Origin of the sequence: Microbulbifer pacificus (assembly GCF_002959965.1) — a bacterium.
Taxonomy (GTDB): domain Bacteria; phylum Pseudomonadota; class Gammaproteobacteria; order Pseudomonadales; family Cellvibrionaceae; genus Microbulbifer; species Microbulbifer pacificus_A.
In genome coordinates, this window is sequence record NZ_PREV01000027.1 from 94,931 (window position 1) to 113,722 (window position 18,792).

General features: G+C 58.4%; 10 protein-coding genes and 1 tRNA gene. 6 read left to right on the forward strand and 5 right to left on the reverse strand.

Annotated features, from left to right (window positions below):
• The first annotated feature begins 53 nt into the window (after positions 1-53).
• The 5 genes from folP to C3938_RS11350 all read left to right on the forward strand — a co-directional run bounded on the left by folP (position 54) and on the right by C3938_RS11350 (position 3,802).
• Complete coding sequence (gene folP, locus C3938_RS11330) at positions 54-896, forward strand: dihydropteroate synthase (protein WP_105103421.1); 843 nt, start codon at positions 54-56, stop codon at positions 894-896.
• Between the two features lie 67 nt (positions 897-963).
• On the forward strand, positions 964-2,310 hold the full coding sequence (glmM, locus tag C3938_RS11335) for a phosphoglucosamine mutase (protein ID WP_105103422.1): 1,347 nt from the start codon (positions 964-966) through the stop codon (positions 2,308-2,310).
• 119 nt (positions 2,311-2,429) lie between these two features.
• Positions 2,430-3,176: a triose-phosphate isomerase gene (tpiA, locus tag C3938_RS11340; RefSeq protein WP_105103423.1), complete on the forward strand. Its 747-nt coding sequence runs from the start codon at positions 2,430-2,432 to the stop codon at positions 3,174-3,176.
• A gap of 59 nt (positions 3,177-3,235) precedes the next feature.
• Complete coding sequence (gene secG / locus C3938_RS11345; RefSeq protein WP_105103424.1) at positions 3,236-3,682, forward strand: preprotein translocase subunit SecG; 447 nt, start codon at positions 3,236-3,238, stop codon at positions 3,680-3,682.
• Positions 3,683-3,717: 35 nt separating this feature from the next.
• Positions 3,718-3,802: transfer RNA gene (locus C3938_RS11350), tRNA-Leu, on the forward strand.
• A 117-nt stretch (positions 3,803-3,919) separates the two neighbouring features.
• Here C3938_RS11350 and C3938_RS11355 read toward each other — a convergent pair.
• Both C3938_RS11355 and C3938_RS11360 read right to left on the reverse strand, forming a co-directional pair.
• Positions 3,920-5,914 (reverse strand): ferric reductase-like transmembrane domain-containing protein, encoded by a 1,995-nt coding sequence (locus C3938_RS11355; protein ID WP_105103425.1) that lies wholly within the window; start codon positions 5,912-5,914, stop codon positions 3,920-3,922.
• Positions 5,915-6,181: 267 nt separating this feature from the next.
• Positions 6,182-6,901: a YebC/PmpR family DNA-binding transcriptional regulator gene (locus C3938_RS11360; protein WP_105103426.1), complete on the reverse strand. Its 720-nt coding sequence runs from the start codon at positions 6,899-6,901 to the stop codon at positions 6,182-6,184.
• A 278-nt stretch (positions 6,902-7,179) separates the two neighbouring features.
• Here C3938_RS11360 and C3938_RS11365 point away from each other — a divergent pair, with 278 nt between their 5' ends.
• Positions 7,180-13,737: a PQQ-binding-like beta-propeller repeat protein gene (locus C3938_RS11365; protein WP_105103427.1), complete on the forward strand. Its 6,558-nt coding sequence runs from the start codon at positions 7,180-7,182 to the stop codon at positions 13,735-13,737.
• 89 nt (positions 13,738-13,826) lie between these two features.
• Here C3938_RS11365 and xdhC read toward each other — a convergent pair whose 3' ends face one another.
• From xdhC to xdhA, 3 genes are read right to left on the reverse strand one after another with little or no spacing between them, the layout of a single operon-like run.
• A complete protein-coding gene (gene xdhC, locus C3938_RS11370; RefSeq protein WP_105103428.1) occupies positions 13,827-14,717 on the reverse strand; it encodes a xanthine dehydrogenase accessory protein XdhC in 891 nt (296 codons plus the stop codon).
• Positions 14,714-17,128 carry a xanthine dehydrogenase molybdopterin binding subunit gene (xdhB, locus tag C3938_RS11375; RefSeq protein ID WP_105104480.1) on the reverse strand — a complete coding sequence of 805 codons (2,415 nt, stop codon included), beginning with the start codon at positions 17,126-17,128 and terminating at the stop codon, positions 14,714-14,716. Before xdhB ends, xdhC begins: the two co-directional genes overlap by 4 nt.
• Positions 17,121-18,668 carry a xanthine dehydrogenase small subunit gene (gene xdhA / locus C3938_RS11380; RefSeq protein ID WP_105103429.1) on the reverse strand — a complete coding sequence of 516 codons (1,548 nt, stop codon included), beginning with the start codon at positions 18,666-18,668 and terminating at the stop codon, positions 17,121-17,123. Before xdhA ends, xdhB begins: the two co-directional genes overlap by 8 nt.
• Between the last annotated feature and the right edge of the window lie 124 nt (positions 18,669-18,792).

Sequence of the window (18,792 nt, forward strand, 5' to 3'; positions counted from 1 at the left end):
AAACGGGCCCCCGGGCCCGTTTTTGTATTTCCGACCTGTTAATGACCCGTCCTATGAAGCTGAGCTGCGGAAAGCACATCCTCGATCTCGCCCGTCCCCAGGTAATGGGTATTCTCAACACTACCCCGGATTCCTTTTCCGACGGCGGCAGCTACTACGCCGACGGCGGGCTCGATCTGGATCTGGTACTGCGCCGCGCTGAGCAGATCTGCCGCGAGGGCGGCACTATTGTGGACATTGGCGGCGAATCCACCCGCCCGGGCGCGGCAGTGGTTACCGAACAGCAGGAGCTGGATCGCGTGGTGCCGGCGGTAGAGGCCATCGCACAGCGTTTTGATGTTGTGATCTCCGTCGACACCAGTACCCCCTCGGTAATGCGAGAATCCGCGGCCGTTGGCGCGGGTATCATCAACGACGTGCGGGCACTTACACGCAATGGCGCACTGGAAGCCGCGGCCACTACCGGCCTGCCGGTGTGTGTCATGCATATGCAGGGGGAGCCTGGCTCTATGCAGGCGAAGCCGGAATACCGCGATGCGGTGAGTGAGGTGCGTGCCTATCTCGATGAGCGCCTCGCCGCCTGTGTGGCCGTGGGCATTTCCCGGGAAAAGGTGATCTATGACCCCGGTTTCGGCTTTGGCAAAAATGACGAGCACAATCTCGAATTGCTCAGGCGATTGCCGGAGCTGGCGCCATCAGCGCAGCCAATGCTGGTGGGCATGTCGCGCAAATCCATGATCGGGCGACTGCTGGACCGCGCCGTGGACGAGCGCCTCGCGGGCAGTCTGGCGCTGGCTATGCTGTCCGCCCAGCGCGGTGCGCACATCATCCGTGTCCACGATGTGGCGGCGACGGTGGATGTGCTGAAATTACAACAAGTGGTGGACTGCCCATAAGCCGGGTGGTTTGCGGCGGCCGTATGGAACCCATGCGGCCGGGAATCAGGGATATGAGAGTTACACGATGACAAGAAAATACTTTGGCACAGACGGCATCCGCGGCCAGGTAGGCGAGGGTGCTATCACCCCGGACTTCATGTTGCGCCTCGGCTACGCCGCCGGAAAAGTACTCGGTGCTAAGCGCCAGGGAAAAGGCCGCAGCCGTATCCTGATCGGCAAAGACACCCGGGTTTCCGGCTACATGTTCGAAGCTGCGCTCGAGGCGGGCCTGATCAATGCCGGTGTCGACGTCGGTCTGCTGGGCCCAATGCCCACGCCCGCCATCGCCTACCTCACTCGCACCTTCCACGCCCAGGCGGGGATCGTCATCAGCGCCTCCCACAATCCGTATCAGGATAACGGTATCAAGTTCTTTAGCTCTGACGGCAGTAAGTTGCCAGATGAGGTGGAGGCCGAAATTGAAGCCGCCCTAGACCTGCCCATGGAAACCGCCGGCGACCTCGGAAAGGCCTGGCGTATCGACGACGCCGCCGGCCGCTATATCGAGTTCTGCAAGGCCAGCACCCCGTGGCGCTACTCCCTGCAGGGCCTCAATATCGTGCTCGACTGTGCCAATGGCGCCACCTATCACATCGCCCCCAAGGTGTTCCGCGAGCTGGGCGCTGAGGTACACGCCATCGGCGTAGCGCCGGATGGCCTCAATATTAATCTGAATTGTGGCTCCACCAAGCCCCAGCAACTACAGAACGTGGTGGTGGAGCGCGGCGCCGATCTCGGCATCGCGTTCGACGGCGACGGCGACCGTGTCATGTTCGTAGACCGCCACGGCAACCTCGTCGATGGCGACCAGCTGCTGTTCCTCATTGCTATCCACCGCCAGCAGTTCCTCGGTGGATGCAATGGTGTGGTCGGCACCCTGATGAGCAACTACGGCTTCGAGCTGGCGCTGAAGGAGCGCAAAATTCCGTTCTCCCGCGCCAAAGTGGGCGATCGCTATGTTCTGGAAATGATGTACAAGAATGGTTGGACCCTCGGCGGCGAGTCCTCCGGCCATATCGTGTGTACCGATGTGACCACCACTGGCGACGGCATTATCTCTGCGCTGCAGGTACTGCGCGCGGTGAGCGACTTCGGCGAACCTCTCGATCACCTCAGCCAGAAGATGCAGATGCTGCCGCAGCACATGATCAACGTGCGGTTGGCTCGCCGTGACGGCGTATTGGAGCACAGTGATGTACAGACCGCGGTGGCCCAGGCGGAGTCCACTCTCGCCAACGACGGCCGCGTGTTACTGCGTCCGTCTGGCACCGAACCCCTGATCCGGGTCATGGTCGAGGGAAAGGACCCCGTGCTGGTCGAGCGCCTGGCGGGAGAAATCGCCAGTGTGGTGGAGCGTGTCGGTAACGTTTGAACAGCGCCCGATCTCGTAGACGCGTCCGGAAGCCATTGAAAATTCAATAAATATCCGGAAACCCTGGTTGTATGTTCCCGGCAATACCGCTAAGATTTGCGCCCCTTGGAGGAGCACCGATGCGAAAAACACTGGTAGCTGCCAACTGGAAGATGCACGGTAGCAAAGCGTTTGCCGAGCAACTGTTGGCCGAGCTGAACAGCGGACTGGAGTCCGACGAATGCTCCACCGAAGTTGTCATTTGCCCGCCCTTTCCCTACCTCTGCGTAGTGGCTGCGGTGGCGAAAAATGCGGAACAGGTAGTTCTGGGGGCGCAAAACCTCAGCGAGCAACCCTCCGGGGCATACACCGGTGAAGTTTCCGCAGAAATGCTGCTGGATTGCGGCGCGCGCTATGTGATCGTCGGTCACTCCGAGCGCCGCAGCCTGTACGGCGAAAGCAGCGAGCTGGTCGCGGCCAAGTTTGCCGCCGCCAAAGCCGCAGGCCTGACGCCGATCCTCTGTGTGGGGGAATCGCTGCAGGAGCGCGAGGCGGGCAAAACGCTGGACGTGATCGCCAGGCAGATCCAGGCCGTTGTCGAGCTGGGCCTGACGGATACCTGGCACAATGCCGTGGTCGCCTACGAGCCCGTATGGGCCATTGGTACCGGCAAGACCGCTACCCCGGAGCAGGCGCAGGAAGTGCACCAGTTCATTCGCCAGCAACTCGGCGAAGCGGGCGCGGTGACGCAGATCCTCTACGGAGGCAGTGTCAAAGCGGCCAATGCCGCAGAACTGTTCGCCCGGGACGACATCGACGGCGCCCTGGTGGGCGGTGCCTCTCTGCAGGCGGACGAATTTATCCAGATCTGTCGCGCTGCTGACTAGCGCAACCGGTCAAAATCTTTTGAGCAAGGGCACATGCCCGATTGCAGGTTTTCTGGACAATGGAAAAACTGGTTTTAGTGGTTCACATCCTCACCGCGCTGGGTATCATCGGCCTGATTCTGCTGCAGCAGGGTAAAGGTGCGGAAGCCGGTGCCTCCTTCGGTGCGGGCGCTTCCCAGACCGTATTTGGCAGCCAGGGCAGTGGAAATTTCTTTTCCCGCTTGACTGCAATTCTGGCCACTGTATTCTTCGCCACCAGCTTCGGCCTGGCGGTACTGTCCAGCCGCGATGAAGCGCCGGAGCTCGACGGTATCCCTCAGGTGCCGGCGGCGATCGAATCCCGCGAACAGCAGGATGATGTACCGGCAGCAATCGAAAGTGACGTGCCTGAAGTTCAGGACGCAGCCCCGGCGGCAGGTGACCTGCCCGCAGCAGAAGAAGCCCCTCAGGCGGAACTGCCGGAAGCCGGCGCTGAAGAGCAGCAAACTGAGGAGCAGCCTCAGTAAGCCGAAAGGCTTAAATCAAAAACTGAAAAGTTTTTGCCCAGGTGGTGGAATTGGTAGACACGCTATCTTGAGGGGGTAGTGGCTTCGGTCGTGCGGGTTCAAGTCCCGCCCTGGGCACCACATCAAAGACCAGAGAGATCTGGCAACATCTGAAAAGCCCCGCCCTGCGGGGCTTTTTCGTTTCTCGGATTGCTTACATACCCCATTGTGCGTTGGATACTGTGGGGTGCTGTTCTATTAATCAAACCGCTCCCGACAAAACCCAAACCCGAAGTTCCGACAATGCCGCTGCAGTTCCTTAGCCAGTGGCACGGGGCCACAGTAGTAAACCACCACCTTTTGCCCGGCATGCTTGCCGGCAAGCCCCGCAAATAACGCCTGCCAGTCTGGCCGCCCTGGGCTGGTGACTGCCTGTAGCTGGGTGAAAGGATCCCGCTGGTGCTTGCGGTAAAACGCATCGGCGGCAATTTGCATGGCGATGTTGGTGAGGTTGTGGCTCAGGCTTGTGAGGTGGATGTGCAGGCGGAAGTTATCGCCCAGACGGGTTTCGGCGTTTGCGAGCAGGTGCTGGAACCACTCGTAGGAACGTTGGGAGCGGTTGAGCCAGTGGAAGTAGACGATTTGTCGGGGGCGGTTTTTGTCTTCGGCCTCGTGTCGCATCACCAGGCTTTCCAGCGCGCTGGCGAAGGGGGTGACGCCGATACCGGCGGCCACCATGACGGCGACCGGCGCACGGTAGATGCTGCTTGTTGGGGCTCCGTAAGGGCCGTCGATTTGTGCACGCAGGCCGTTGTTTTCCAGTTGCTGTTGCAGGTCTTGTTTGCGTGAGAGATTGTGCAGGGCGCCGCTCCAGTCGCCGTTGTTGCGGATATGCACGTCAAAGTAGCCCGCTTCCGGTGCGGCGCTGATGGTAAAAGGGTGCCATTCCCAGCGAGAGATGGCGGGCACTCGCAGGCGCAAGTAGTCGCCGGGGAAAAACCGGAAATCGCGAGGTTTGGCGAAGCGCACCGCGGTGACGCCGTCTGCCAGGGGGCGCACGGAGAGCACTTCTACCCGGCGGGTTTTGATGAATGCGCGATACAGGGCGTCGAGGAAAAACAGCCCGGCGGGTACCGCCAGCCAGGCCCAGAAGACGGGGCCGTGCAGCAGTATCGCGATGATAAACCCTGCGTAGAGCAAATGGCTGCTGGTAAAGCGCTCCCGCTGACGGCTGTGCCGGGCGGCGATCCCGCGGAGCATCAGTGCCAGCAGCCCGAGGGAGATGGCGCCGGTGGCAAAAGCGGAGTCCTGCAGCAGATCCGGCGTGAGCAACCCTTCGCCCCAGTAGTTGAAGGTGTGAGCTGCGAGGTGCACCAGGGTAAACAGCACGATGGTGTAGCCCACAGTCCGATGCATGTCGATCAGACTGTCGATGGGGAGCAGGTGTGCCACCCAGGTGTGCCGCAGCCAGGTCCACAGGCTGCGGCAGATGGGCAATAGTATCAGGGCGAGGTTAAAGTTTAGACAGGCACCGGCGCTGCGGGCAATCTGGATGGCTGTGCCGGCACCGCGGGCGGCGTACTCGCTGGCGGCGTGGGCAAACAGCAAGCCGTTGGCGAGCAGGTAGAGGCTGGCCCAGAACAGGGTCTTCCCGTGCATTTGCAGCAGATGGCTCAGTCGCCGGCCGGGCCCGATGGACAGTTCGGGGGCAGACTGGGTCGCGGGGGCGCTGCTATCGGCTCGCCCGCCGATCCAGGTCTGGGCGAAGCGTTCAAACAGCGAATCTGTGTTGTGGAAGTCTGCAATCGCGGCGACAAATTCCGCCTTGTTCACGGTGTGCCGGCGTTGGCTGGGAAAGGCGGAGAGAAAGCAGCGAGCCAGTTCCGCCAGGTCGTCATCACTCACTTGTAGTGACTGCTCACCGAGGCTTGCGGCGAGTACTTCGCGCATGGTTTTCTGGTTCAGTGCGCCGTCGTCGTTGAGGTCGTAAATATCGAACAGGAGTTGGTAGCGGTGGGGGGAGTGGCGGTCTTTCAGCGTGGCGACAAACTCGCAGTATTCGTCCTCATCAATATAGCCGGAGCCGTCGGTGTCGATAGCGGCGAACAGCCGGCGTGCCACCAGTGGGTTTTTGAGTCCTAAAGCGGCCTGCCACTCGCGGAAGTCGATCAGCTTGTCTGTGCCGGCCAGTGCAAAAAATGCTTTGCGGGCGCGGCGTTTGAGGCGGTATCGGGAAAAGAAGGCGGCGAACATGTGTATCCCTCGTTATTAGTATTGCGCTGTAGGTGGCGCTGATATCGGCACGGCCGATTGGGATGACGCTGAACATGCGGCCCATGATATGTGTATTTCTTCCGGTTACAGTACCTGTCAGAGTGAAACTGACGGGGAAAACTTTGCGCGGTGTTTAAGCGGAGAGGGGATACAAGGAGAGGCGGTTACAAGGAGAGGGGCTCGGGGAGAGCAATCAGGGGAGCCGCCGAGTGGGCTCCCCAGGGAAGGGTTGCTGTACCCGCTCAGTTACGGGTTTTCCACATTGTGATAAACCGCCTGCACATCCTCCAGGTCTTCCAGCATGTTAATAAACTTCTCAAACAGCGCCACATCGTCCCCGCTGATCCGGGTATAGGTCTGCGGTACAAACTGAATCTCGTCCACTTCAAAGTCGATATCGCCAAACGCCTCAATCAGCGCCTGCTTGGCCTTGAAGTAATCCGTATGCGGAGCGAATACGGAGAGCTTGCCGTCTTCGTTTTCGATGTCGGTGACATCCACGTCCGCTTCCATCAGCGCTTCCAGCGCGGCTTCTTCGTCGTCGTGTTTGAACACGAGGATGGCCAGGTGATCGAAGCTGTGGCTGACGGAGCCTTCGGTGCCAATTTTGGTTTTGGTTTTGGTGAAGGCCTGGCGCACGTCGCCGAAGGTGCGGTTGGGGTTGTCGGTCAGGCATTCGATGATGGCCATGCAGCCGCCGGGGCCAAAGCCTTCGTAGCGGGCGCGGGCGAAGTCTTCACCGGCACCACCCTTGGCCTTGTCGATGGCCTTCTCGATCACGTGGGTGGGGACCTGGTCTTTCTTGGCGCGCTCGATCAGGCTGCGCAGGGCCAGGTTGCCGTTGGGATCGGTGCCACCAGACTTTGCGGTCACGTAAATCTCGCGCCCATAGCGGCTGTAGACCCTGGCCTTCATGTTTGAGGTCTTGGCCATTGACTCTTTGCGGTTCTGGTAGGCTCGGCCCATGGGGTATTGCTCCGGTACTGCAGGTTTTCATTGAAGCGCGATTTTACTGTCGGCCCGGGGGGAAATGAAGTGGGTTACTGTGGACTGGATGTGTTGCCAGCCCACGGAGAGTGGCTGGAAATCCGGCAAATGAATGCTAGCCCGTGTAATTACCTGTAATTGCATATATGTATCAATTTGTCGTAGCTTTAGTGGCTTCTCTAAATGGGGGGGATTCCGTGCCAAAATTTGCGGCATTCGGGGTCATTTGAATAAAAAATATACGCCCGGTTCGGACAATGACAATCAATACAAGAAAAATCATAACTCGCGGCCTGCTGCTGCTGTCTGTAAACATTATTACGGCTTGTGGCGGAGGCGGTGGTGGTGGCTCTTCCCAGTCGTCCGACCCATCCACGAACCCACCTTCCGAATCCCCCGAACCGGTTTCACTGGGTGGCTACGCTGTCAAGGGACCTCTGAGTAATGCGGATGTCGGTGTTTACACCGTACAGATGGGAAACGCCGCGTTGAAGGGAACCAAGCTCGCCAGTGGGAGCACGGGAGCCATAGGGCAGTTCGACGGCATCGAATTTGAATTGGAGAAGAGTGATTTCTATCTGATAGAAGTGACTGCAGATGCGGACACCTTGGACATCTCTACGGGCGAAGCGCCCATAATCCCCACGCTGAAAACGTTTGTTTCGGCCGATGCGCTGAAAAAGTCTGAACCTGCCTATGCGACTATTAGTACAACCATGGTCTTCGAAATGCTGCGCCTCAAAGGCGGTGTGGCAAACACCACTGAACTGGCCAGCCAACTAAATAGTTTCTCTACTACGGTCGCTACCGAGTTGGGGTTCGATTTGCTACAGGGGATTGACCTGTTTGAACAGAGCCCGCTCGTTACCGATACCGCACCCGCGACTCAGCAATTGCTCAATTATCGAACCGCACTCGAAGCCCAGGCTGCCCTCATCTGGTATATCTCGGTAGAGCTTGGGGTTCCCGTTAACCGGGTAATCGAATGGATGGCTGCCGACCTGCTCGATGGCCAATACGATGGCCTCACTTCTCTGGCTGCGGCTGACTACGTCGACGGAAGCCGGCAGGTATTCGAAGTCGCCGCGCGCCAGTTGATCTCCGAACTGAGTATCCCAGGCACCGGAGCATTACGCTCTGGTGGGGAAGGAGACTACCTGGCGGGCGAGACCGTTCAGCTGCTGCTCGCCGAAGCGGCAGTTACTGCCCCCTCTGCCGATGTGCAGTTGCTGGAAAATGCTCCATCGACCGTGATATTGGCGGCGGTTGGCCCCGATATGGATGCAGATGGTAAGCCCGATGCTATTGATCTGGATATCGACGGCGATGGCGTAGCCAATGCCGAAGATGCATTCCCTCGCGATCCTTCAGAAACAATGGATAGCGATAGCGACGGTGTTGGGGACAATGGCGACGCTTACCCTCTGGATGGTAACTGCAGCGTCGCGGCCCACGGTGATGGTGCCCAATGTTACATGACGGCACTGTCCAATTATGACGTGACCGACAGCTTTGCCGATGAAGACGGCAGTATTCTCCTTGTTGCAAACTCGGGAACCGAGCTGGCTTTGTTTCGGTTTCTCCCTGACTCGCAACGTATTGAGGAAAAAATTGGGCTCGCTGTTGACGGGGTAACGCCTACTACCATTCTCGTTCACAAAGGCCACCAGAGAACCTATGTCGCCTATCCTGACGGTGCAATCCGCTATCTGGCTGGCGGCGAGCCCAGGCTGCTTACAAATGTCGGCTTCCCTATTTCCGATCTCGCCTTTGCGGGGAATTACCTGTTCGTGATAGGCGATGATGAAGTGGGCGAGACGCACCTGACACTATCCAGTTCAGGGCAGCTGATGTACCGAAGGGATTACCGGAGCCATTTTGAGTCGTTCGACTGGTCTGAATCCCGTGATCGCCTCTATTTCCGCTATTCCTCCTCAGCGCCCTATCGCCTGGGTTACATGACAGTAAACCAGAGTACAGGTCAATTCGACTCCGGAAGTCTGTACTCCTACGACAGCGAGTTTTACCCGGAAGGCCAGGTGTTGGTACTCGATAATGTGGACCGGGTAGCGACGGGTTCAGGTCTGGTATACGAGATGGGCAGCTCTGTACGCTCCCCGTTTGATGTGTCCCCGTTTGATCGCGCGGTGTATGACGGGAATGACCTGGTGGCAGCCACGGCAAGCCCGGCCGGGAATGCAAACGTCAATGCCTATTCCGCTAGTGGCGCCTTTTATCAGTCACTGGAATTTACTGGCACACCCAGCACCCTCCTCAAGCGCGATGATGACTATCTGCTGGTCGCCCGCGACGGGTCTGGTGAGTATCGTTTTCACACTTTTGTGACCGATCGCGATCTGGATGATGACGGAGTAGATAATGTTGATGACCACTTTCCCGCTGATCCGGCCGCATCGCTGGATACGGATGGTGATGGATGGCCAGACAGCTGGAACGCCGGCTACAGCGAGGGAGATTCAACCAGTGGCCTTACCCTTGACGCCTACCCCGAGGATTCTGCCTGTCAGGAGGTGAATGAGGGAAATGGCAGTGAGTGCGATGTCGAAAGCCATGTTGTGATCGATGAAGTTACCCAAACCATTCTCCATGAAAATATCGTTTACGCGCTGTCAGCGGCTGACCAGGCTGTTTACCGTTGGGATCTTGTTAACGAGCAGCTTCTCAATCCGGTGCTGTTGACGCGTGAGTTGAATGGCGCACCCGCGGTATCCATTGCAGTGTCCGATTCCGGCAAGCTTTTGGTAGCCGATGATTCTGGCGCTGTATTTCAGGTTTCCAGTTCCCTGCCATTGCAGGCGCAGCGGATATACCGGGTAACCGGTGGTGATGTCAGCTTGATTCAGGCGGGTAAGCAGCTGATTGTGGGCGAAGCCACAGACTACGGGTACCGCCGGTTGAATGTTCTCAGCGAGCAATTTGAAAAACTCGCAGATTTCACCGTTTACGGCGATAACACCGAACTTGAATACCATGCGGAAAGCGGCCGGGTTTACTGGGTGGAAGATTACTCCGGCGGCTCGCTGCGCAGCAGCATCCTCGACCCGGTTTCTGGATATCCCACAAGCTCCAGGAATTTCAGTTTTGGGGATACGGGGCTGCCTGTTTTTGTATCTCCTTCTACCGATGAAGAACGTATTTTTGTCGGTGGGGATGTTGTGGTGCGCAATCTACTCGGCAAGCCTTATTTGCAACAGCTGCCCATATCGGATCTATGGCCGTCCCTCAGCAATCAGTTTTACCCGCGCGACGCTTTCTGGTGGAGTGAGATGGCAGCGGCCCTGTTCCAGAACGGAGAAAGTGTTTGGCTGGCCGCCTATGACACAAAGCTGAACAAACAACTGTTTGGGTTGGATCTTGGCGTGCTGGATGGCCAGCAGGTGCTGCAATATGACGAGGGATTGGTATATCTGGAACCGGATGCCGGGAGCGGCATGTCGTTCCGGAAATTACCGCTGCTTGTCGACGGTGACAGTGATGGCCTTCCGTACTGGTGGGAACTTCAGTTTTCTCTCGATGACGATAATTCTGATGACGCCGGACAGGATCCGGACAGCGACGGCCTCACCAACCTGGAAGAATTTATTGCCTCAACATCCGCAAGGGTGTCGGATAGCGACGGCGACGGTTTAAGTGATGGCGATGAGGTGTCACTGTACGGAACCGACCCCAATTCCCAGGATTCCGATGGCGACTTTATGCCCGATTCATGGGAGTTGGTTGCTGGGCTCGATCCCAACAGCGCGGATGATATGGAAGGGGACCTGGACAGCGATAGTTACTCAAACTATATCGAATTCATTAATGGTTCTGATCCCTCGGATGACACCTCGTTTCCCGATAGTGTGTCGGAAGTACTGTTCTCATTTGAAGATGGCAATGTTCCCGACGAACTGGTCGTTGTATCCTCGCCTGACGAAATCGCGGTTTCCGCGGATTTTGCAAGTCATGGAGCGTTGAGTCTGTCGCTGAATGGTGAAGCCGCTATTACCTGGGAGCGTACATTTTCTCCTATAGAGTTGTCTTTCGATGCCATGTCGGATTGCTACAGCAACTACCATAAAAATCTGAGTGTCCGTCTCGACGGTGAAGAAATCTATTCTGGGTACCCACAGCAATCCATCTGGAAAACGCACAAGTTTTTGGTGTCTCCAGGAAAAAAAGAGCTGACCATTAGCGTTGAAAGCAGTAGTTCGGGTTGCTCCGTGTACCTGGATAATTTTGTGGTCGCACCGCTGAAAAATATTTTTGAGATGGGCACCAGCTTTGTCGGCGTCGACAACAACAAAATCCAGTTCTATGACATGGAGGGAAGCCTGCTTAAGGAGGTGGATGTCACCGGTAATTCTGAGTACACAGGATATGCACGGGATATTTCCGTTCTCGAAGATGGGCGTGTGGCGGTGTTCAACGGTACCTTCGAGCCGATCTTGAGTGTTTACTCTCCAAGGCGACATGAGTGGGAACACTATGCGGCGCCGGGGTGGTCCACCATAAATAACGCATCCTACGGTGGCATTGACGCGATCGGAGAGCGGGTTTTTGTGACCAATATGGCGACTTCCGGTAGCCCCAATCAGGGACTGGTGGTATTCGATCTCAGCGATGGCACTCTGGAATTTGTCAGTGGCAGTGGCTATATCGACCTGACGGTGGGAGAGGACGGCTACCTCTACGCATTTACCGGTTCGACCATTGACAAGTACGACCCTGACACGCTGCAAGTAGTGTCGCAGATTGCGGTAAGCACCGGCAGATCAGTGGCTGTCAATGCGACCGGTGAAATTTTTGTTGCCGACTGGAGTGGCTATGTCCGTAAGTATGACCAGTCTGGCAATCAGCTGGCCAGTCTGGAAATCGGTGGCAGTTTTTACGATATATCACTGCGCATGAATGGTGACTTGATGGTGTCATCTCGTTTCGAAGATCTGGTGGTGACGGATTCCAACCTCAGCGGGTTTGTCCGCTTGCCGATCTATGCGGAATTTATCGACTTTACGCCAGACATCGATAGCGACAGCGACGATCTGCCTGACTGGTGGGAAGCGGGCAATGGTCTCGATGCTCACAATGACAGTGATGCGGACTCCGACAACGATATGGATAATCTCTCCGCCACCGAAGAGTTTGCGCTGGGTACCCGGGCAGATAAAGCAGATACAGACGGAGACACTGTAAACGATGGTGACGAGGTTCTGGTAAGAGGGACCGACCCGCTCAATCCTGATACGGATGGAGACGGTCTGAACGATGGCGAAGAGGTTGCGGCGGGCACTGACCCCAATCTCATTGATAGCGACAGTGACGGCCTTTCAGACCGTGATGAAGTGAAGGTATATGGTACCGATCCTTTGAGTGGTGACTCTGATAGTGATGGTATGGATGATCGGTACGAAATTACCTACGGACTGGATGCACTCGTCAACGATGCATCGGGTGACTTTGATGATGACGGCCTGACAAATCTGGAAGAATCCATCTTGGGCAGCTCTCCCATAGTGTCCGATACTGATGGTGATGGCCTGAACGATTTCGACGAGTACGCGATCCACAATACATCTCCACTGTTGAAAGATACTGACGGCGATGTGATGCGGGACGATTGGGAAATTGCAGTTGGTCTGGATCCCAATGACGCGAGCGATGCCGCAACGGACATGGACTCCGATTCATTTTCCAATCTGGAAGAGTTTGTCGCTCATACTTCACCTACGGAACAGACCGAGTTTCCCGTACCGGTTGTGTGGGGGAGTTCGCAGGGCGGTCCAGATCATACCGGTTATACCCCGTGGGATCTTGACGAAGGTGACTTTGCCTTCCGCTGGAGCAAGGTTTTTGCCGATACCCCACAGTTGAACGGTGTTGCGGCTGGTGATGGAAAAGTCTTTGTTTCCAGTGACAGCTATTTTGGCAACCAACGTATTTATGGACTGGGCAGCACAGCGGGAGAAATTCTGTGGGAGAAGTCTTACGATGATATTCACAGTGTGAATCCACCGGCATATGAAGGAGGCAACGTCTATTTTCAAAGTGGTGGGCATGAGGATTCCTTTATCCGCAGCGTTGATGCCACAACCGGGAACTTGCTGTTTGCTACCTCCTACGGCAATCAATGGTCAGAATATCTCGCGCCGACTCTATTCGACGGCCAGCTGTACATGGCGGGAGGCTACTATGGCGGTATGTATTCGCACAATGCAGAAACCGGTGTACAAAACTGGTTTGCCAATACCGCCCAGTACGACGGCTTTACTCCGGCCGTGGATGAGCAGTATGTGTATGCATTTATCACAGACTTTGCCGCGTACGACCGCCTGACCGGTGAACTTGCCTACCGTATTGATTTTCCCAGTTTTGATTGGCATGGCTATGACGTGGGTATGGCGACGGTGCTAACCGGGCTGGGTAATTCCGTTGCAATCCAGAATGGAACCCTGGTGGTGTTTGACCTCGGGCAAAAATCTATCCTATGGGAGAAAAGCGGTAGCTACCGCGGCCAACCCTCCTCCCATCTTGGGCAAATTTTTGCCATCGAATCCGGAGTTCTCAAGGTGATCGATGAGTCCACAGGCACGGTATTGTGGAACTATGAGGCGAGTGAACCCCTGTCGTCCAATATTGTTGTCACACGGACGCACGTGTTTGTCGGCGGCAGCACGACAACTTTCGCAATAGATCTGGATAGCAAAACATCCGTGTGGAATTACGCCGCCTCCGGCGCGCTTGGCCTCAGTGACGAGGGTGTGCTGTATATTTCCGGCAACGCATTGACGGCTATCGATTTGTTACCTGAATAGTCGCTCGGAAAAAAAGACCGGCACGAGGCCGGTCGCAAGACAGGGTAGGTGTTGGTACCCTCTGTGAACTTTACTGCTGCGGGCCGGCTTCAGCCGGCTTTCGCGTTTAACGCACCCGCACCGCCTGGTGCACTCAGTGTTTTGAGCTGACTCCACTGGAGCCCGCGCCGGCTTTGCTTGTCCGCGGTACCGGACTCCGTGGCTACCAGTGCGATCAACTCTGCGCTGATGGAAACCGCCACTTCCATGGGACGTTTACCGGGCACATCTGAGCGCCCTACCGGGCAGCGGATGTTGGCAATTTCCTCTTCACTGAATCCCCGCTGCAGCAGCCGTTGCTGGAAGCGCACGGCCTTGGTCTGGGAACCGATCAGGCCGATGGAGGCGGGAGGAGGGCCCTGGCGCCGTTGTTCCAGCAGTTTCCAGCACAGGTCGAAGTCCAGCGCGTGGTTGTGGGTGAGGATCAGTACGTGGGCGTTCTCGCACAATTCGGCGGCGTCGCCGGCCGGGTCGTCGGTGTGATGCACGGTGACATTGGCGGGAATCTGCTGCGGGAAGGTGTCCGCGCGGGAGTCCACCCAAGTGACCTGCCACGGCAGTTGCCCGACGATCGTCATCAATGCCTGGGCGACGTGCCCGGCACCGAATACCACCAGCCTGGCATCACTGCCACCCTGCGTTTCCATCAATACCGCGACGCTGCCGCCGCAGCACTGGCCGAGGCTGGCGCCGAGGGGGAAGTGAGCGAGGTCAAAGCCGAGCTGCCGGCTACTGAGACGCTCGCGCGCGCGTTCGATGACCTTGTACTCCAGGTGACCGCCGCCGATGGTGTCGAAAGTGTCGGCGGCGGTGATCACCATTTTGCTCGCGGGCTCCCGCGGCACAGAGCCGGTGACCCCAAGTACCGTCACCAGTACATAGGGTTCGCCCCGTTGTTCACAGTCGGCAACGGCCTTGTGCCAGGGGAGTCGCTGCATCATGCCGGTTCGCCCTCCCGAGCTTTGTCCGCAGATGGTTTTGCTTTCGCCTGCGCCTCAACCCATTGCTGGGTGCGGGTAACGGCGGCGAGGACGCGCTCCGGCGTGGCCGGCGTATCCAGCGGGGTGCTGTGACGATAATCCGCGACACTGGCGACGGCGTCGCGCAGTGCCGACCACACCGACATGCCCAGCATAAACGGCGGTTCGCCCACGGCTTTGGAGCGGAATACGGTGGCCTCTTTGTTGGGACTGTTTTCCAGCAGGCTGACCCGGAAATCCAGCGGCGCGTCAGACACCGCGGGGATTTTGTAGGTGGCCGGACCGTTGCTGAGCAGGCGGCCGTCATCGGCGTAGACCAGTTCCTCGGTGGTGAGCCAGCCGGCACCCTGCACAAAGGCCCCCTCGATCTGGCCGATGTCGATGGCCGGGTTCAGGGACTGGCCCACGTCGTGGAGGATATCCGCGCGCAGGGTGCGGTATTCCCCGGTGAGGGTGTCGACGATCACTTCCGAGCAGGCAGCGCCGTTGGCGTAGTAATAGAACGGCCGGCCGGTGCCGGTGCTGCGGTCGTAGTGGATTTTCGGGGTTTTGTAATAGCCGCTGGAGAACAGTGGAATACGCGCGGTGTAGGCGCTCTGTACAAGCGCGGCCCAATCTTCGCGGTGGTCACCGGCGATCACCTGATTGTTGGCGAACTGGACTTCGCTTTCCGCCACGTTGAATTTCTGTGCGGCGAAGGCCACCAGGTTGGCCTTGATTTTTTCGCAGGCATCCAGCGCGGCCATGCCGTTCAGGTCGGAGCCGGAAGAGGCGGCGGTGGGGGAAGTGTTAGGCACCTTGTCCGTGCGGGTGGATGTGACCTTGATCTTGTCGAGGTCCACCTGGAAGGCCGCGGCAACCACCTGGGCGACCTTGATATACAGGCCCTGGCCCATTTCAGTACCGCCGTGGTTCACCAGAATGCTGCCGTCGGTATAGATATGCACCAGCGCGCCGGCCTGGTTCAGGTGCTGCACGGTAAAGGAAATACCGAATTTAACCGGGGTGAGTGCGATGCCCCGTTTCAGCACCGGATTACTGCGGTTGAACGCGGCGATTTCTTGCCGGCGTTTGCGGTAGTCCGAACTGGTTTCGAGTTTTTCAATCAGATCTGCCAGCACGTGCTGTTCCACCACCTGGCCGTAGTGGGTGGTGTCGCGTCCCGGCCGGTAGAGGTTGCGCTTGCGCACATCCAGTGGGTCCAGATTCAGGTAGCGGGCGATATCGTCCATGGCCATTTCAATGGTCATCATGCCCTGGGGGCCGCCGAAACCGCGGAAGGCAGTGTTGGAAACCGTGTGGGTTTTGCAGCGGTGGCCGGTGACCCGCGCCGGGCCTAGGCTGTAGGCGTTGTCCGAGTGGAACATGGCGCGGTCGACGATAGCGTCAGACAAGTCCGGGGAGTAACCACAACGGCCGGCGACCACAATGTCTGCGCCCTGCAGTACGCCGTCGTCGTCGAAGCCGAGATCGTAGGTGTTGTAAAAATCGTGGCGCTTGCCGGTCTGCACCATGTCGTCGTAGCGGGCCAGGCGGTATTTCACCGCGCGGCCGGTTTTGCGCGCGAGCAGTGCGGCCACGCAGGCCAGCGGTGCGGCCTGGGTTTCCTTGCCGCCGAAGCCGCCACCCATACGGCGCACTTCCACGGTGACTTCGTGAATCGGCAGGTTCAGTACTTCGGCCACCAGGGTTTGCACTTCCGACGGGTGCTGGCTGGAGGTGTGCACGTGCACGCCGGCATCTTCGGTGGGTTCCACCAGGCAGGCCTGGCCTTCCAGGTAAAAGTGTTCCTGACCGCCCACGTTGATTTCACCCTGCAGCCGGTGCGGGGCTTCCTTTAATGCTTTTTCAAAATCGCCGCGCTGCTGGGTGTGGTCCGGTCGCACGAACAGCTGTTTTTTCAGTGCATCGTGCACGGTGACCGCGTGATCGAGAGGTTCGTATTCCACTTTGGCGAGACGCGCGGCCTGGCGCGCGGCGCGCAGGCTGGTGGCGGCGACCGCGAACAGTGGCTGGCCGATGTGTTCCGCCAGTCCGTTGACCAGTACCGGGTCGCCGGGGAATACCGGGCCGATATCGATATGCCCGGGTACGTCGTCCGCGGTGATGACGTCCACCACGCCGGGGTAGGCGCGCACCGCGGATAAATCCATGGACAGGACTTTGGCGTGAGCCACCGTGCTGTGGCCGACAGCGGCGTGCAGCAGTCCTTCCGGTTCTGGAAGGTCGTCGATATAGCGGGCTTCGCCGCGCACATGTTTCCAGGCGCTGTCGTGCATGGCGGAAAGGCCGGCGACGCCGCGAGCGGATTGTGTCTGCGTGCTGTTGCGTGCGTTTTCTTCTGTGTTGGAAACGTCCGGGAGTTTACGCATATTCATTCACCATCAATGGCTTGTGGTTATTGTCCGTGTGGTGTTTGACGGGCTTGAAGTCGCTGCGCGCCGAGTCGAGCAGGGCGCGACGGATCAGGTTGCCGGCCACCTGCTGGCGGTATTCCGCGGAGGCGCGCACGTCGCTCATGGGGGAGAAGTCTTCCGCGAGTGCGCCGACCGCGCGGGCGACGGAACTCAGGTTCCAGGGCTGGCCACGCAGTGCCGCTTCGGCATTGGCCGCGCGCTTGGGGATGGCCGCCATGCCGCCGAAAGCGAGACGGCAGTCTTCCACAATGGCACCGTCGAGCTTCAGCCAGAAAGCACCGAGCACCGCGGAAATATCGTCGTCCAGGCGTTTGGAGATTTTGTAGATCAGCAGCTGTTCATCGGACAGGGAGGCCGGGATCCATACGCCGCGGATAAATTCATTGGGGCGCAGGTCGGTTTTTTTGTAGTCGTGGAAAAACTCCTGCAATGGCAGGCGGCGAACGCCGTCCACACCGTCCAGCTCCAGCTCGGCACCGAGCGCAATCAACGCCGGTGGCATGTCACCGATGGGGGACGCGTTGCCGATATTGCCACCCACGGTGCCGCGGTTGCGGATCTGTTTGGAGCCGAGGCGCTCCAGCATGGTGTGAAAGTGGGGCCAGCGACTGGCCAGCGCGTGTTCCGCGGCGCGGTAACTGGCGGCGGCACCGAGGTAGAGGCCGTCCTGCTGTTCGCGGATTTCCTGGAGCTCGGGAATGTTGTTTACGCTGATGACATGGTCCAAATCTCGCAGGAACTGGGTAATTTCCAATGAAAGGTCGGTGCCGCCGGCCACCAGGCGGGCCTGTGGAAATTCCGCGCGCAGTTGGCGCAGCTGGGCGAGGGTGATGGGGGCATCGTAGCGGCGGCCGTTCTCGGCGGCGACCGTAACCGGGTTGTTCTGCACCTGCTTGAGTTGCGCGATCATCGCCGGATTTTGCAGCCAGGCGGGGCCGCGCAGATCGATTTCAGCGGGTGTGCTTTTCTGCTCTGTTCCCTCTGCGGGCTGCCACTCCTGTACCGCGGCCTTGCGCCCCGCTTCCACAATGGGGCGGTAGCCGGTGCAACGGCACAGGTTGCCGCCGAGAGATTCCATCAGCGCCGCATCGTCTACGGTTTTACCGCGGGCGCGGCTTTCGGTGTGTAATGCAAACAGGGACATGATGATCCCCGGTGTACAGAAGCCGCACTGGGCGCCGTGGCATTCCACCATTTCTTTCTGTACCGGGTGTGCGGGCTCGCTTTGCAGACCGTCTACGGTAATCAGGTGTTTGCCGTGCAGGCTGCCCACCAGGGCGATGCAGCTGTTGACGCTGTCGTAGCGCAGGCGCTCGCTGTCGGTGGAGGAATCCAAGGTGCCGATGGCCACGGTGCAGGCACCGCAATCGCCGGAGGCGCAGCCTTCCTTGGTGCCGGTCAGCCGTGCCTCGGTGCGCAGCCATTCCAGAACGGTGAGGTTGGGGTCGACGCTCGCCAACTGCCGATGCCGCCCATTCAGATAGAACTCGATCACAGTGATCCTCGCATTTCTCGTTTGCTTATTGATTTTGCGATGGTGTTTGCCGGCCCTGTGGGTGTCGGGTTCCGGCAGATTTCTCTCTCCGCATCTTTGTTACGACCGCCAGGACAGCGCTCCG

Bases quoted from the DNA above. Each gene is read 5' to 3' on its own strand.
- xdhC (WP_105103428.1), bottom strand. From the start codon at position 14,717: ATGATGCAGCGACTCCCCTGGCACAAGGCCGTTGCCGACTGTGAACAA.
- tpiA (WP_105103423.1), top strand. From the start codon at position 2,430: ATGCGAAAAACACTGGTAGCTGCCAACTGGAAGATGCACGGTAGCAAA.
- secG (WP_105103424.1), top strand. From the start codon at position 3,236: ATGGAAAAACTGGTTTTAGTGGTTCACATCCTCACCGCGCTGGGTATC.
- xdhB (WP_105104480.1), bottom strand. From the start codon at position 17,128: ATGCGTAAACTCCCGGACGTTTCCAACACAGAAGAAAACGCACGCAAC.
- C3938_RS11355 (WP_105103425.1), bottom strand. From the start codon at position 5,914: ATGTTCGCCGCCTTCTTTTCCCGATACCGCCTCAAACGCCGCGCCCGC.
- C3938_RS11360 (WP_105103426.1), bottom strand. From the start codon at position 6,901: ATGGGCCGAGCCTACCAGAACCGCAAAGAGTCAATGGCCAAGACCTCA.
- C3938_RS11365 (WP_105103427.1), top strand. From the start codon at position 7,180: ATGACAATCAATACAAGAAAAATCATAACTCGCGGCCTGCTGCTGCTG.
- glmM (WP_105103422.1), top strand. From the start codon at position 964: ATGACAAGAAAATACTTTGGCACAGACGGCATCCGCGGCCAGGTAGGC.
- folP (WP_105103421.1), top strand. From the start codon at position 54: ATGAAGCTGAGCTGCGGAAAGCACATCCTCGATCTCGCCCGTCCCCAG.